A 14,631-nucleotide genomic window follows, 5' to 3' on the forward strand; every position below is an offset into this window, starting at 1 on the left:
CGGCTTTTTCCAAGTTCAAAAGGAAAAAGTGAAAGCATACTTAACTGCCCTTAGCCTACATCGCTTCGGTGCTATCAAACCCGACGAGCCCCGCGCTCGACTTAGCGTCATGCACTAACTGTGCTGTGTCGCCTACCAATATTCAGAGTACAGGGCTATCACGCCTTGATTTTTTCGTCTCTGTTACTTTTATTTCGTGCATGAAATGGGTTCAAACCTAGGGGGCAGTGTTTTTGCCTCAAACGGTTTTATATCGGTATTGTATGCAACGAAATGTTTGTGATACTGTTTTTATATACAGTATTTTTTGGTTTTGATAGGTCAGAAGGTAGGTTAAGGATGTTTCAATCAATTAAACGGTTCATTGATTGGCTTTACGCAGATGAACAACATCATCAATCCGTTGTATCTCCCTCTGGAGCGCTGAGCGATCCAGAGGGTTTTGTGCTGCCTGCCACTCGGGCTGAGCTTGAATACGACGAGATTATCCAGGACAAACTCCGCGTCTTAAAACGCAGCGGCCTTGCGCTGCCGTTTGAGGTGTGGCCTGAGTTTGTCGTCGATACGGTCGTGAACTACGCCATGTGGTGTCAAGATATCCCTGCATCAGAAAATTATCACCACACCGGTAAACGCGGTTTACTGTTTCACAGCCTCGATGTCGCCATTTACGCGATGCGCTTGCGTCGCAATGCGATATTACCGCCCAATACCCCACCCGAAGAGGTGATCCACCGTGAAATCGTGTGGGTCTATGGTGTGTTTTTGTGCGCGCTGCTGCACGACTCAGGCAAGATCAATGATGTAGACATCGAGTTGCATCAAGAAAGCGGGGAGGGGGAGCGTTGGAGTCCAGTGATGGGCGCCATCACCAGACCGTACCGTTGTCGTTACAACAAAGCACGCCAGTACTCGACGCACCAATATATGGGCCATACCCTACTGACTCAATTGCTCAGTTCTGACGCCATGCTGGCTATCTCCAGCGACAAAGCCTTGTTTCACACCATGGTTGAATATCTATCCGGTCATAAAAACCCCGACAATGTCATTGAGCAAATCGTGACGCAAGCGGACGCGGCCAGCGTCGCGCAAGACTTGGGCGCCGACAAAGAGGGGATCAATCTCGCCGCTGAGCAAGCGCGCGGGGCGACGGTGTCCCTGGCGGGACAACTCAAGCTGACCTTATCGCACCTTCTGCAAAGCGCGACCATCCCACTGAACAAAAAAGGCGCCGAAGGTTTTGTGGAGGGGGAGCTCCTTTACTTGATGAGTAAGCCCATCGCTGACCGACTACGCAGCACGCTGCTTGAGCGTGGTATCACCTCTGTCCCTTCGGACAATTCCCGTCTGTTTAACGAGCTGCAGCAACACCAACTCATTCGTCCGAACGCTGACGACCTGGCGATTTGGAAGTGCGAGGTGCTGCTCTCCGAGTTTGACTGGCGTCAAACCTTTACCTTTATCTGTGTGCATTGGCCGACATTCGCCCCAGAAGCAGAGCTGGAGAGCCTGGTGGGACACATTCTTCCTGTTGAGGTAGACGTTGAGGGAGAAGCGACACCTGCTCAACCTCAGTCAGTCGTTTCTGTGAATGAAGATGCACCTATGGCAGACACCACTCATCTTGAAGCCCCCCTCAACAATGACGCCATCAGTGATGACCTTATGGCTTTCATGCAGCCAGCTATGACGCAGACTACATCGCCCATCGAGCAAGAGGATGAAGACCCAGAAGCGATACCTCCTGCCGCAATAGAGCCCGCTGCGCCGATGGATGAGGTCGAAGCCGCGTTGGAAGCGTTAAACGCTGATCCTGTCTCTGTGCCTGAGTCCAGCGAGCCTCACGCTCTACTGCAGAAGATAGATTTGAGGGAGACCCAAGGCGAAGACTTGGGCTGCGCCTTCTACGAATGGTTAGATTTGGTTCTTAAAGGCGGTGTGCACCCGGTGAACCGTCAAGACGCGTTATTCCATCGTCTTGAACAAGGTTTGTTTGTGGTCTCGCCTGGCGCCTTTCGTACCTTCATCGATGAGCGTTGCCAGTACGCCAAAGCCAACAGTTACAGCGAAGTTCAACAAGGGTTGCAACCTCTAAAGCGTCATATCGTCACGAAAGAGGCGCGTAACGTACACAAAGCGCGCATTCAAGATTCCAATCAAGCGCTGAACGGCTTTTTGTTTCCTTTGACCGAAGCGTGGGAAACTCGCTACGCGGTCAATCCACTTGTGACATTGGAGGGGGTATGAACATGAAAAAAGACGATCTTACCAGTGAAGTGCATTGGGCCGTTCTTAGCCACCTTGCGCATATGGCTTGTACTGGACAAGACATGGCACTGATGTCAGCGGGGTTTGATGCGAAATTAATAGGTCAATTGAAGAAGCAGTCTTTTTCTGAAATGAGGGCGCTTTCTCAGACTATCTGTGGACGCCAATGTGCTATCGATATCGACGCGCTTCGCCATGCCCTGGAAGTCTCAGAGATCCCTAATGAGGTGATTGTTTTTTTGCAACTTGGCTGCAGCAATAAAGCGTTGTCGCATTTCTTTTTTGTGAACGGAAAAGTGTCTTCGCATTGGCGAAAAATGGTGAAGCCGAAAGAGGCGTTCAGACAGCGATGCGTTCCTCCCACGCAGATTCATGTGTTATGGAAAGCATTGGAGCAGCTACCTATTAATAACGTCCAACGGATTAATCAAGAGCAAATAGTCGCTGTGGCACAGCAATGCCAACTGAGCATTGGGGCGATATGGGCTGAAATTTGTGATGGTAATCAACATTAGAAAAGTGGGATAAAGAGCATGAGCAATAAAAAGCAGCAAAGCAACAAAATGGGGGGCTTGATGGCCAGCGCCGAGGTGCAATTGCACAGCGTCGAAACCGTCAAACTGTGGAATCCATCGAAACGGAGCAAGGCTCCCGGTGTTGGGTTGTTTTTTCAACGTCTCTCGACACTGGAGCATGCGGCGCGCCATGACGATCCCTATGCGGATTTTGCCTTGCTTGAAATCGAGCGCGCCATCAATGCGGCGTTTGCTTTGTGCCAATCCACGCTCGATGCCCTGCCTCAGCGCAATAGCTCTCGCATTTTGTATCATGAGACCTTGAGTCGCGCACCGGTGAAAAAATCGGTTTCGGTCAAGACGCGCTTTGGTTGGCGTCTGTTGGCATTGTTAGAGCAATTTGATATTGCGATGGTGCAGCTCTCAGATGCGCACTTTAAAGCGCAGATGACCCGCAATGAATTTGAACAGCATCGCCTCGCGTGCTTGAAAGCCCTACGTGGGATCATTTCAATGAGCGTCACCTTTCAGCACTCGGGGGTGACCCGACAAGATGTGACGGACAACAATGCGAAAGCGCAAGCCGCTCAGGCTAAGCTCGGCGCTATCCCTTTTGAAGTCTTGGAAGGGGTCGAGCGCGCGGAGTTTGCGCCTGTGATTAAGGTCTCTCATGGCTAAACGAACCGTGTTTCAGGGGGCGCCAGAGCCCCTAACGGCTAAGCCAAGCACGGTCTCTTTTGCTGTGGAGCAAGGCGCGCCTTATCACCCCGATGAAGCGTATCAAGTCTTGTCGGGCGAGAGACCCGCGCCAGAGGAAGAGCAAACGCTGCAAGATAAGGCTAACGAACATGAATCGCAGCGATATGCGCGCGAAAGCAAGCGTTCACGAAAGCGCTCTGAGCTCTTGGTCGAACTCGAAAAAGCCAAGCAAACTCCAATGGGGAAGGCCACCCAACCGCTCTCGGATTATGAAGCGGCTTTGGTTGCGTTCCATCATCGCCCTGAGTATGCGCTTGAGCGCTGGAAGAAAAGTGGCAAACCGCCTAAGCTCCCAGCGGGCCTCGGCGATGTCTTTCGTGCGGTGTTAAAACACGGCGCTCGGGCTAATGGTGGGCTCTACTACCAGTTGCAGCGTCAAGGCAGCACGGTGTTGTATCGTAAAGACGCCGCGCAAACCTTCGATCACTTAGTGCTCTATATGATTTGCAACACTTGTCTCAGCACGCGTTCGTTCTCACTGAGAGGCACACAGTCGCAGATTGGTGAAGTGATTGGTAAAAGCCAATCCACGGTCTCTCGTTGGTTATCCTTATTGATCCGGTGTGGGTTGCTTCGTCATGCCTTTATTGGGGATAACTTGGCGACCGACCCACGTGGCGGCCTGGTGCACGACAAAACAGATGGACAAAAGCGTAACCTCAACAACGTTTATGTCTTAACGGATGACTTCGGGACTTTAGTCGGCGGAGAGACCGCTGGAAAGAAACTTTGCCAAGAATTTGAAGCTGCGGATAAGCGGGCTATTCAAGAGGGGGCAGGGAGCCTACCAGCCCGCTTGGCTATACTGCGTAATACGTTATGGGAAGGCACCATTGAACGTCGTAATCAGGCGATTGGGGCGGCCAGTACCAAACAGAAAGTTCAACAAACCAATGATCGCTCTAGAGCGCTGAGCCTGGTTGTTAAAAAAATGCTCGATGAAGGGTTAGACCGTACGCTGAGCCAGCAAGAATTCGAGGTGACAGCGAATACCCGCCTTAAACATTTGGGCTTCTCTCCTACCGCTTCACCGCCCGAGCCCCTCGCGGCTTAATCTTCCTACTTTCTTATCCTTTTGCTTCTTTGAAGCGGCTTTAGCACATCCCTCTATCGACTTAATTTGACCTTAATCACACTCTCTTAGTCAGGCTTTACCTTCATTGTTTCTCTTTTCGACTGATTTTCAGTCTGCGGTGGATAAAATTCTCTTATGGGGAGCGTTTTGTGGGCTTTGTACGTTATCCACATAAAACGAATACTAACTATTGATATATATAGATACTACGACGATGAAAAATAGATGCCCCATTTTATGACTTAAATTCGGTACTTTTCTTTCTATAACTAATTCTTAAAATCTGTGGATAGAGTGGATAAACCAAAGAGCCTTAAAGTACCTCCCATTCTTATCGTATCAAGTCCCTCGATAAACTCACCTTCAGACGATATCACGATAAGAACGGGCCCCACTTCCACTGATCATCCGGTAGCACAGCGATACACTATGAAGACGCGTTAATATCACCGCCTTATCTTACTCGCTGCGCTCGCGCATTCTAGCAAGGCGAGGGGGCAAGATTTAAGCCATAGTGACTGACAGTGCGACCTTTTTTATGAAAAGCGCAGCGGTCAATATTTTTTCGCTTTGCTCATTCTGTATGTCGTCGCACGCTCCTCCATGACTTGATTGCTGTACCAGGCGAGCGTTAAAGGATTCTGGCGTGCGTTAGAGTGGTTTTGGGGTGGGGGAATGGATAAACAAAAAAAGGTTAGTATTGAGATGTCACCTTGATTTAAGTAACTGTTAGAAAAGAAAAAATTCGGCTATTAAATAGCCGATTTATGCTATTATCTTATTGAAAGTTATCGAAATTAAAATGAGGAAAGCACGATGAATGAAGTGTACAAAAAGTTTGGCGAAGCATCCGAACTGGCACAGCTTTTAGAGCATGAGCTCGGGACGTTATTGATACGTATTTTGGGAGTGACCCCTAATCTTGTTACCGACAAGCCAGAATTAGCTTGGACGCTTTTGGATGATGAGCATCGTCCAGCATTGAATCTCTTTATTCGTCAGCAAAAAGGGCAACATCAAGAAGAGCTGGTCATGCAGGCTCTTAATGAGTCCTTCAAAGCTCTGCATGGTCTTCACCATGGCTTCTTTCGACGCTATCACGGCAGTAGCGAGACTGAAATGCTTGAAGTGTTAGAGGCGGTGATCATGAGCTTATGGCAGGGGTACCGTTCGGTCATGCTGCTTTCTGGCGTTGATGTTGATGAACTTCTCAAGCCTTAACTTGAAAAAATGCAAAAAATAGGTTCTTATCTTACTGATTTTCCCCTCCCTATTAATAGGATTTCTTATGTTCATCGTTGATATTGAGGAGCCGCCATGTCCGCCTTCTAATGCACTCCTATTTCAATGGTGGGTTAATGACGTCCGTCCTTTGGCGGAGTATCAAGATAAGATCGATCTCATTGGTCAAGCTTCGTTGGGCGGTTATACGCTCTATTACCAAAAAAGAGAAAATGGTAGCATTGTGTTTGAAGTCCCTGTCTTACGGTTTACCTATTATTGTAGCGAGTCAAGGTGGGTGGTGTCTTCGTATGATGTGCTCGGGAATTGGATCAAGATATCAGCGGCAGCGAGTTTGGAGACCTTGTTCGTCCGATCGCCAGTCAAGAAAGCACTCGAACAGCTTAATCTGAGTCTAAAACCTATCAAACACATTGAAGCGACGTTATGGACGGGGAAAAACACCTTTATTTCGGGGTATGTCGATACGCCCTTCGATCAAGGTGTTCTATGGCGAGTTTATTTGGAGAGAAACTCAAAAAATAAGTACCTTCAAATAGCCAAAGGCGATTTCAAAAAAGCGAACATTAATGTGGTTTATGAGTCGGTGATAGGCTGACCCTAGAGCTCGTCAATACGCACACGAGCATTACGTGAATCGGTGATACGCTATCGAGGTACGAATTCAATGCATTGAGTGTTAAGATAATGACATGAAAAATACGACCCCAACCCCACATGATGCGCTTTTTAAGCAGTTTATGACGCATCCAGAAACCGCTAAGGACTTACTGGATATTCACCTGCCAGCTGAGCTGCGTGACATCTGCGATTTGACGACGCTTAAGCTCGAATCCGGCAGCTTCATTGAAGAAAGCCTGCGCCCTTACTATTCGGATGTGCTCTATTCTCTCAAAACCTCTCAAGGAGAAGGGTATGTCTACGCGCTAATCGAACACCAAAGCCGACCAGATAAGCACATGGCATTTAGGCTGATGCGTTACGCTATTGCTGCCATGCAGCAGCATATTGATGCTGGCCATAAGCATTTACCTTTGGTGATACCACTGCAGTTTTACCATGGCAAAATATCGCCTTATCCCTATGATATGAATTGGTTAAAAGGTTTTGCTAATCCAGACCAGGCTAAAGCGCTTTATACTCAAGACTTTCCATTGGTCGATGTTACGGTCATCTCGGACGATGAGATAATGCAGCATCGCCGTATCGCCTTGCTTGAGCTGGTACAAAAGCATGCGAGGCATCGAGATATCATGGATTTCCTTGAGCCTCTGGTCACATTGCTCTTAACCGATTACACTACAGATAAGCAAGTACAGTCATTGATGAGCTATTTACTCCAAGTGGGTGAAACGAACAACCTAGAGGCGTTGATCACATCACTAGCCTCATCAGTACCGAAACACGAGGACACACTTATGACGATTGCAGAACAATTACGCCAGCAAGGCGAACAACGTGGTATTCAACGTGGTCGCCAAGAGGGTATTCAATTAGGTGAAGCCAAAGGCCGTCAAGAAACGCTTAATGAAATGGCGCGTAAGATGATGCTTAATGGGATGGACCAACAATCCATTATGGACGTCACTGGATTGAGCAAAGACGAACTCGCCCAACTTTCTCACTAGTCTAGAGATATAATGTATCAGCCTTGCTCGTTTAACGGTAAGGCTAATTTCTGTTCCAATCCGCCCTCATTTTTTGGCAACACCACTATTCGTTGTTTTTTTGTTCCTTACCTCTCTCAAAATCAGGTACAAACGGTATAAAGCCGTTTGTAGTCCTAAGTGTTTAGTCAAACATATTTACGGAATAACTTCCATTAGTCAAAATACTTTACTAAAGTAAGGGCAATTTTTGGTGCATATAAAGATAACTGGAACAAGTCCCAATCAAAGCAGAGTTTTCTTCGAGTTGTGATCATGGGAGCCAAGGTTTTGAAGGCTCAAGACCTTAAGCGCCGAGCAACGATACCTAACAAATAACAAACATCCCCCTATCTAGGTGGTCACTCGTTAATCAAACACCTTCAGCAATAGGTGGTTATATTGTTTCGTCCCTCCACGAACATTGAAGTTATCCGTCCCACACCCCCTGACTTCATTCTTATCATTGGCTTTTTGTGGTGTACGTTTTGCCTTCTGCGCACGACTGCAAAGCGGGCAACCGATCTTTTTTACCGTGGCCAGAAAGTTATTGGGTGTTGTATGGAAGGGTCCGTGCTCTGGGCATAATATTTCGACAGGGGTAGAACGATTGACATACTTCATTTTCGAAAAGTCGTACCGCTCACCGTATTTTAGTTTTGATTTTTCGATAAAGTGATTGGCTCGATCTTGTCGCGATGGTCTTAACATAGTGTCTTGTTACTTTTTATTAATTTAGAAACTTTGGAAATCGTGTGCCTGGAGCAGCCTATAAGTGTTTCAATTTGGCTGTAGCTTTTGCCTTCTCGAAGTAGGCCTTCTATTTTTTGGTGCAATTTGACATTAACCGGTCGCCCTTTGTACTTTCCTTCTTTTTTTGCTCGTTGTACGCCCTGAGCTTGGCGTCGACGTCTATCTTCATAATCTTTTCTTGCGACAGCGGCCAGCATGTCGAGCATCATGCTGTTGAGTGCTGCAAGCATTCGTTCTGTAAACTCATCGGTGGTCTTCATAAACTGATGGCTTGTCGGTAGGTCTAATGCCACGACCTTTAGTCCTTTATTAGCGATGATGTTTTTCAGTTGCTCCCAATCTTTGGTGTTCAAACGACTAATGCGGTCTACCTGCTCGACCAGGATGATATCACCGGCCATGGCGACATCGAGTAACCGAAATAACTCAGGACGATGTAATTGAGCGCCAGATTCATTTTCTTCAAACCAGCACGCGATCGGGAACCCCATTTTGTCTGCAAAGTCAACAAGGTCATTTTTTGCTCGCGAGGCATCTTGCTCGTGGGTCGATGCTCTGAGATAACCATAAATTCGTATATTGCTGTTCATTGGTGCATTTTACATTGGTTTAGTTATATTGGTGCATTATACATCTATTTTTGCTATTTACAGCACTAAAATAGCCTAGTGCATTAAGGGTGTACCTAAAATAGACTGATTTGCGAGGCTGTTCTTCTGTGATTAAAAACTTGCGTACATTTATTATTTACGTAATATGTAGATATGCGTAAATAATGTTTTATTGAAAATATAGGTTTTGTGATTTATGGAATTTAGACAAAAAAATACTTCATCAGTTGCCAATTCATCCGCAATGAAATATTTCACTCAAAATGTAAGTGATCCTCAAGCGGCAAAAGATGTATTCAATGTGATTTTAGATCGCCTTGGGAATTGTGTGGATTCTTATCCGTACTGGCATCCTATTCTTTCTATACCAGCGCCATTAGATCTTGATGGTAGATGTTTAAGCGTCCTTTACCGTGGGATTGACCATACAAGACATTTTGTTCGAGGGTTCGTGACCTGTCCTTATGGGGAAGATAGTGCTAACCAGCTTATCGAATATGCTAACGGATTGCCTGGACTGAATGCTTTTAAATTAGACTCTCCTTTGTACTCAGATCATGCCTGTCCGGTAGTAGTAGAAGCTATCAATGTTGAGTTAGAAGGGGACGGAACTATTCGAGGACAAGATGCTATAAGGTGGTTTTTGGAAGAGCAAACCAAGCTTGCTAAGTATGCTCAAGTCGCAGAGACGTGGTGGAATATGAGAACAGATATATTAGGAAAGCCTCATGGGTCTCGGTCTTCTGTTTTTGTTAGTCCGCATACTGGAGGGCATATGAAAAAAATCCTAGAGGCACTGAATCAAAGTGGGGTCTACGGGCCAATAAAAGAAAGCTCTTTAGATATGCTTTCAGACAAGAAGCGAGAAAAAATATCTAATACGTTGATAAATGCTGTCATCCAAAACTACAAGCCTAAAGATCAAGTCGAGGTAACTGAATTTTGCTTTGAATTACGAGGGGAGCAGTGTCAGGCAAGGGTTAGGGATACATGGCAAGATGGCGAGGAACTATCAGTAAGAGTCCAAATTGGCGATCTTAATGATTGCGATCTTCTCGTCCAAGGGTATTTCTATCCTCAAAAAAGCATTATTCAATCATTAGAGCCTACAGGAAAGCGCTTGATTGCAGAGAAGTTTGTCTGAACAAAGCTACGTTAATGGTTGTGTAAAGTCTTATGATGGACCACTTATACTCATGGGAAATGATGAAAACATTTAAAATTGATTTGCCGCCAGGCTCTGCTTATGAGTATTTGTGCTGGAAGGAAGATTTAGATACTAGTAGGGAATGCTTTAGTGATTATACTACGGTATGGGTAGATATAGATAAACTTGTTTATTACGCGGAGAGTAAGTCTAATATAGCGATGGTTTCTAGTGTTGACGCATGGAGTTCTGATAAACGGGATCATTATATCAAAGGGGTAAATCCACATGATGATGCCGGGTTGCTATCTACCCCTAGAGTTTTTTTTCATGATTATGAAGAAGAGCTTGTAGAGCGTGGATTTTTCGGTTTTCGACAAAAGATTCGTATTGTGAAAATTCAATATGCAGGCTTTGTCAATGGTAGGCATCGAACTCGAATTGCTCAGTATCTTGGGGCGAAGAAAATCCCCGTCCAGACTAGTAAGGATAATGTCGAGATTTTGTTAAAATTCTGCTCTCCGAATGATTGAGTAATTCTATCGACAACTATTTTTCTTGCTATATTTATGCTCTTAACTCGTATCAAAAAATTATGTTTTTATGTTAGCGTCTGACTATCTCACGAAACCCCGGATACTTTTGTGATGCATGAAATTTAGTGCTTTTTGAGTCGTCTAGCCAGCCCATCACATTGTTTTTTCTTGTGTTATACTAATCCTGTTGTAGTTGAATACTGACTGCACAGTATTAAGCACACGGGGTTAACCCCCCTTAAATGGCTCTCTGAAACGTGTCGCGACTTCTTCTCTAGTAGAAAGAAGTGAAAGCATACTTAACTGCTCAGGCTCTGCGCCTGTTCATTCAACTGTTTGATTTTTACATCAATTCAATATGGCCACTGCGTCATTATACTGCTCTTATTTCTAAGGGCTAAATTCAACTTTGCGACAGCCTGTTGCAAGCAACATAACCATACTTGATGCCTAGGTTCTGAGGGGGACCATTGTGTCAAAAGACTTAACTTAAGGAGCGATTCTTTATCTTTAGCACTACCAGTCAGCGTGCAAGCTGGCGAGCCTAAATCATGCTTGAATGATTAATTCGTGGGGTAACTACGTCGCCGTAAGGCGTAAACTTACGATATACAAAGGGCATTCATTTGAAGCACAAATGAATGCCCTTTGTCGTTTTTGACAAGCTTGATATCAATGGTGAAAGTGGGGGTGCTGGAAACAAACGTTCTTGATTTGAAAGGCTTGTGGTAGAATTTGTTTGGGCGCTCTTGGCTTATTTGCCATGAGTGACTGACTTTTATGTTTGCTTGTGGCAGATAAACAAAAGCCCCGTTATCCGGTTACTGTTGACGCAGTAACTTTCATTTAACGAGGCCTAAGTGATGTTCCACAAACTCATTGTAGAGCCTCTTTACTGTGGAGGCAACAAAATATGCCGAAAAATAAAACAGCACTCGCAGGACTTATTGTCCTGTGCTTTACGTTCTTGTGTAGCTTATGGCTAGTTCGAGACTCACTCTGTGAGGTTCGCTACCAGGATGGTGGTACAAGTTTTCTGGCTCAATTTGTTGTCTACGAAGCAGTAAGGTAGAGATGGGCAGGAGGGGGTAAAACCCCTCCTGATTCAGTTTTGTGAAGCATGGTCTAAGAGCGCCCTTATTTCTACGAACACGTACCTCGATGAAGGTAGTGAGGTGTGATCTCTTTTCTGAAATGGCCAAGCTCTTGGCTGATGATTTCCAGTTTTTCTTCGTAACTTTTATCGGGAATAGAACGATTAAGCCGATCTTGTGCGTAAGTATATCTTAACCCATGAGCACCGTGTGACCAGCCTAGAACTCGCTTAGACAATTGACTGAAAGCATCGGTAAATTTTTTCCCGCCAGTGATGTTGTACCGGTTAGTGATAGTACATTTTCGGTCTTTGATTTGTCGGGGTTCACTCAGACGATGCCCCTCTAATTTTTTCGCTAAACAATGCGGGATCATGACGGCTCGATATAGTCCACCTTTGCCTTTCACTACGTATTTCTCGCCTTGCAAACCCGAAAACAAATCACTGCGCCATTTTCGATCTTTTGACGCTGAAGCTTCGTCAAATCGTTGGAGGGTGAGGAGCTCTTGTACTCTGAGCCCCGCTGTAAAACACAGCGCGGTAGCTAACTGATTTTCTGGAGTTTGATGTGTCATGATTTGATGAATTTGTTTGTGAGTATAAGCTCGATTTACCCACTCTCTAGGATCGAGTTTTTCTTCTATATAAAGCCTGCGCTCTGGCTCATGTAAATAAACGATCCGCTCTAGTACACGCCTCTCATTTGCAAGCATTTTGCTACAAACTTTACCGACTCGGGATGATAAATAATCCAAAGCCATTTGTGGCGTAATATCTATTAGCATGGCTGCGCCCATCCGCTCTTGAATAAAGGCAGCTGTCTCCACATGTCGAAAAAGAGTGGATTGACTTCTTAATTTTCCTTTCGCCTCTTTTTTGTTTTTACCTAGCCCAAAATAGTGGAAATTGAAAAAATTTCTCGCCTTGCGCTCAAACTTTTTTCGTTGGGAGCTTTTCTTGTTTGGCATATTCTGCCTCCCATTGTTGAATTCTTAAAGCAACTTGAGTATGAGAGCGGTGAACGTTTTTATGTATTGCAAGCCACTTCACAATATCGTGATAAGAGCAGCCCATCTCGCGCCTGAAAAATAAGAGTTCAGAACGATAGCGATCTAAAGGCGATCCTTTTTTCTGTGATGGTTTTGTTATTTGGGTATGTTCATGATCGATAACAAGATAATTGTTATGGATCAATTCATTAAATAATTGATTACTCATACTTTGCCATGGATTTAATATCTTTTAGGAAAGGATCATCTTTCCAAGCGACAGAAGTCATATAGTGGATCTGGCTCAAGGATGCTTTCGTATTATGTTTATTGTCAAGCCAAATTGAAATTTTTTTATAACTTAAATTAACATGCCTCAAGATGAGTATTTCTTTTTTGAATGATTCAAGTTTAGAATTTTTCTTTTTCTTATCACGTTGAATCTGCCTCATTTGATTAATAAGACTTTCGCTATATTTAGGTTTCATAATAAAGACTCCCGAATTCAGATAATAAGTGCGACACTTCATTGGTAGGACTGAGGAAGACAGCCAATTGTTGAGATTGGTATGCTCTTCTGACCAAAGAAACAAGCAGTTCCAACATGAAGTATCAACAATTGACTGAAGGGAAAAGATACCAGATTTCAGCCCTTTTAGAACAAGGTGTATCAATAAAAAACATTGCCCTTGCCATCGACTGCCATAGAAGCTCAGTTTATAGAGAACTTAGCCGTAATAGTGGAGNCCCGAATTCAGATAATAAGTGCGACACTTCATTGGTAGGACTGAGGAAGACAGCCAATTGTTGAGATTGGTATGCTCTTCTGACCAAAGAAACAAGCAGTTCCAACATGAAGTATCAACAATTGACTGAAGGGAAAAGATACCAGATTTCAGCCCTTTTAGAACAAGGTGTATCAATAAAAAACATTGCCCTTGCCATCGACTGCCATAGAAGCTCAGTTTATAGAGAACTTAGCCGTAATAGTGGAGAAACAAACTACTGCCCTCAAACTGCTCATCAAGCTTGCATTGAGAGAAGAAGTCAGACTCCAAAGTATAAAGTACCCTCAGAACGAGCTGAGTTTATCCGCTTGTTGATTGAACATGATTGGAGTCCTGAGCAGGTTTCAAAAGTATTGACGGCTTCAGGTATGCCAGTTAGCCATGAATGGATTTACCAATTTATTGCGAATGACAAAGCAATCGGAGGGAAGCTTTATTGGCATTTGAGGCAAGGTCATAAGCGATACCGTAAAGGCAAAAGAACCAAGGCTGAAGCTATTAAGAATGCAGTCTCGATAGACTATAGGCCAGCCATTGTAGATAGTCGTGAGCGCTTCGGTGATTGGGAAATCGATACGGTGTTAGGCAAGCATGGAACAGGCGCTATTGTTACCCTACTTGAGCGAAAGAGTCGCTTCTTCTTGATAAAGAAAGTGAACTCAAAATCAGCGAAAGATGTCACAGCAGCCACAATAGAACTGCTCATGCCATATAAAGCGCATGTACATACAATCACTGCTGACAATGGTAGGGAGTTCGCTAATCATGAAGAAATTGCGGAGGCATTAGAGGCAGATGTTTACTTTGCACATCCATACAGTTCATGGGAGCGTGGAGCAAACGAGAATGCTAACGGTCTGCTTCGTCAATATGTACCGAAAGGTTCTGATTTACGTGAAGTTAGTGAGGACGTGATATCTCTCGCCATGGCAAGAATAAATTACAGGCCAAAGAAGTGTTTAGGCTTTAAACAGCCAGCCGTGATATTCAAAGAAATGTGCATGGCTGCTTAAATGGGGAAGTGTCGCACTTCGGACTTGAATTCGGGACTCACAAGCTTTTTGTAATCTTTGAAATTCACGTCGTAGGCTTTCTCACCGTAGATGTAAGTCTCGCTGACGGTTCTGTCGTCACCTAAGCTCATTAGTACAAATAGTTTTTCTTCAAGCTGGTCGCTTGTTCCATTCTGAAGCGCATCAGTTG

General features: G+C 44.8%; 15 protein-coding genes and 2 pseudogenes. 12 read left to right on the forward strand and 5 right to left on the reverse strand.

What is annotated here, in order from left to right; translation table 11 throughout:
- Positions 1–339: 339 nt before the first annotated feature.
- The 7 genes from mobH (at position 340) to L1D55_RS14375 (ending at position 7,490) form a co-directional block, all read left to right on the forward strand.
- Positions 340–2,250 (forward strand): MobH family relaxase, encoded by a 1,911-nt coding sequence (gene mobH / locus L1D55_RS14345; protein WP_239917898.1) that lies wholly within the window; start codon positions 340–342, stop codon positions 2,248–2,250.
- Positions 2,247–2,786 (forward strand): STY4526/YPO1902 family pathogenicity island replication protein, encoded by a 540-nt coding sequence (locus L1D55_RS14350; RefSeq protein ID WP_239917899.1) that lies wholly within the window; start codon positions 2,247–2,249, stop codon positions 2,784–2,786. The genes mobH and L1D55_RS14350 overlap by 4 nt, the downstream gene beginning before the upstream one ends.
- A gap of 18 nt (positions 2,787–2,804) precedes the next feature.
- Positions 2,805–3,464 carry a PFL_4669 family integrating conjugative element protein gene (locus L1D55_RS14355; protein ID WP_239917900.1) on the forward strand — a complete coding sequence of 220 codons (660 nt, stop codon included), beginning with the start codon at positions 2,805–2,807 and terminating at the stop codon, positions 3,462–3,464.
- Complete coding sequence (locus L1D55_RS14360) at positions 3,457–4,599, forward strand: hypothetical protein (RefSeq protein WP_239917901.1); 1,143 nt, start codon at positions 3,457–3,459, stop codon at positions 4,597–4,599. Before L1D55_RS14355 ends, L1D55_RS14360 begins: the two co-directional genes overlap by 8 nt.
- 837 nt (positions 4,600–5,436) lie before the next feature.
- On the forward strand, positions 5,437–5,841 hold the full coding sequence (locus L1D55_RS14365; protein ID WP_239917902.1) for a hypothetical protein: 405 nt from the start codon (positions 5,437–5,439) through the stop codon (positions 5,839–5,841).
- 67 nt (positions 5,842–5,908) lie between these two features.
- Positions 5,909–6,460, forward strand: coding sequence for a hypothetical protein (locus tag L1D55_RS14370; RefSeq protein ID WP_239917903.1), 552 nt, complete (start codon positions 5,909–5,911; stop codon positions 6,458–6,460).
- Positions 6,461–6,554: 94 nt separating this feature from the next.
- Positions 6,555–7,490, forward strand: coding sequence for an Rpn family recombination-promoting nuclease/putative transposase (locus tag L1D55_RS14375; RefSeq protein ID WP_239917904.1), 936 nt, complete (start codon positions 6,555–6,557; stop codon positions 7,488–7,490).
- Positions 7,491–8,212: 722 nt separating this feature from the next.
- Here the strand turns inward: L1D55_RS14375 and L1D55_RS14380 are convergent.
- Positions 8,213–8,851, reverse strand: a complete 639-nt coding sequence (locus L1D55_RS14380) for a recombinase family protein (RefSeq protein ID WP_239917905.1) — start codon at positions 8,849–8,851, stop codon at positions 8,213–8,215.
- A gap of 217 nt (positions 8,852–9,068) precedes the next feature.
- Here L1D55_RS14380 and L1D55_RS14385 point away from each other — a divergent pair, with 217 nt between their 5' ends.
- The 3 genes from L1D55_RS14385 to L1D55_RS14395 all read left to right on the forward strand — a co-directional run bounded on the left by L1D55_RS14385 (position 9,069) and on the right by L1D55_RS14395 (position 11,627).
- Positions 9,069–10,016: a hypothetical protein gene (locus L1D55_RS14385; protein WP_239917906.1), complete on the forward strand. Its 948-nt coding sequence runs from the start codon at positions 9,069–9,071 to the stop codon at positions 10,014–10,016.
- A gap of 62 nt (positions 10,017–10,078) precedes the next feature.
- Positions 10,079–10,552 carry a hypothetical protein gene (locus L1D55_RS14390; protein WP_239917907.1) on the forward strand — a complete coding sequence of 158 codons (474 nt, stop codon included), beginning with the start codon at positions 10,079–10,081 and terminating at the stop codon, positions 10,550–10,552.
- Positions 10,553–11,468: 916 nt separating this feature from the next.
- Positions 11,469–11,627 (forward strand): Hok/Gef family protein, encoded by a 159-nt coding sequence (locus L1D55_RS14395; protein ID WP_017110292.1) that lies wholly within the window; start codon positions 11,469–11,471, stop codon positions 11,625–11,627.
- Positions 11,628–11,698: 71 nt separating this feature from the next.
- Here L1D55_RS14395 and L1D55_RS14400 read toward each other — a convergent pair whose 3' ends face one another.
- Genes L1D55_RS14400 through L1D55_RS14410 form a run of 3 tightly spaced genes read right to left on the reverse strand, consistent with a single transcriptional unit; the run spans position 11,699 to position 13,128 of the window.
- On the reverse strand, positions 11,699–12,619 hold the full coding sequence (locus tag L1D55_RS14400; protein WP_239917908.1) for an integrase domain-containing protein: 921 nt from the start codon (positions 12,617–12,619) through the stop codon (positions 11,699–11,701).
- Entirely contained in the window at positions 12,582–12,869 is a 288-nt protein-coding gene (locus L1D55_RS14405) for a hypothetical protein (RefSeq protein WP_102333108.1), read from the reverse strand. The genes L1D55_RS14400 and L1D55_RS14405 overlap by 38 nt, the downstream gene beginning before the upstream one ends.
- Positions 12,862–13,128 (reverse strand): hypothetical protein, encoded by a 267-nt coding sequence (locus L1D55_RS14410; protein ID WP_239917909.1) that lies wholly within the window; start codon positions 13,126–13,128, stop codon positions 12,862–12,864. The genes L1D55_RS14405 and L1D55_RS14410 overlap by 8 nt, the downstream gene beginning before the upstream one ends.
- Before the next feature lie 116 nt (positions 13,129–13,244).
- Between L1D55_RS14410 and L1D55_RS14415 the strand changes: the two are divergent.
- Together L1D55_RS14415 and L1D55_RS14420 are read left to right on the forward strand one after the other, a co-directional pair.
- Positions 13,245–13,376: pseudogene (locus tag L1D55_RS14415) on the forward strand (helix-turn-helix domain-containing protein); the annotation flags it as partial.
- A 117-nt stretch (positions 13,377–13,493) separates the two neighbouring features.
- Positions 13,494–14,441, forward strand: coding sequence for an IS30 family transposase (locus tag L1D55_RS14420; RefSeq protein WP_239917910.1), 948 nt, complete (start codon positions 13,494–13,496; stop codon positions 14,439–14,441).
- Here the strand turns inward: L1D55_RS14420 and L1D55_RS14425 are convergent.
- Positions 14,438–14,631 (reverse strand): annotated as a pseudogene (locus L1D55_RS14425) (hypothetical protein); the annotation flags it as partial. The gene L1D55_RS14420 and the pseudogene L1D55_RS14425 overlap by 4 nt on opposite strands.

This window comes from Vibrio sp. Isolate22 (assembly GCF_022398115.1).
Lineage (GTDB): Bacteria > Pseudomonadota > Gammaproteobacteria > Enterobacterales > Vibrionaceae > Vibrio.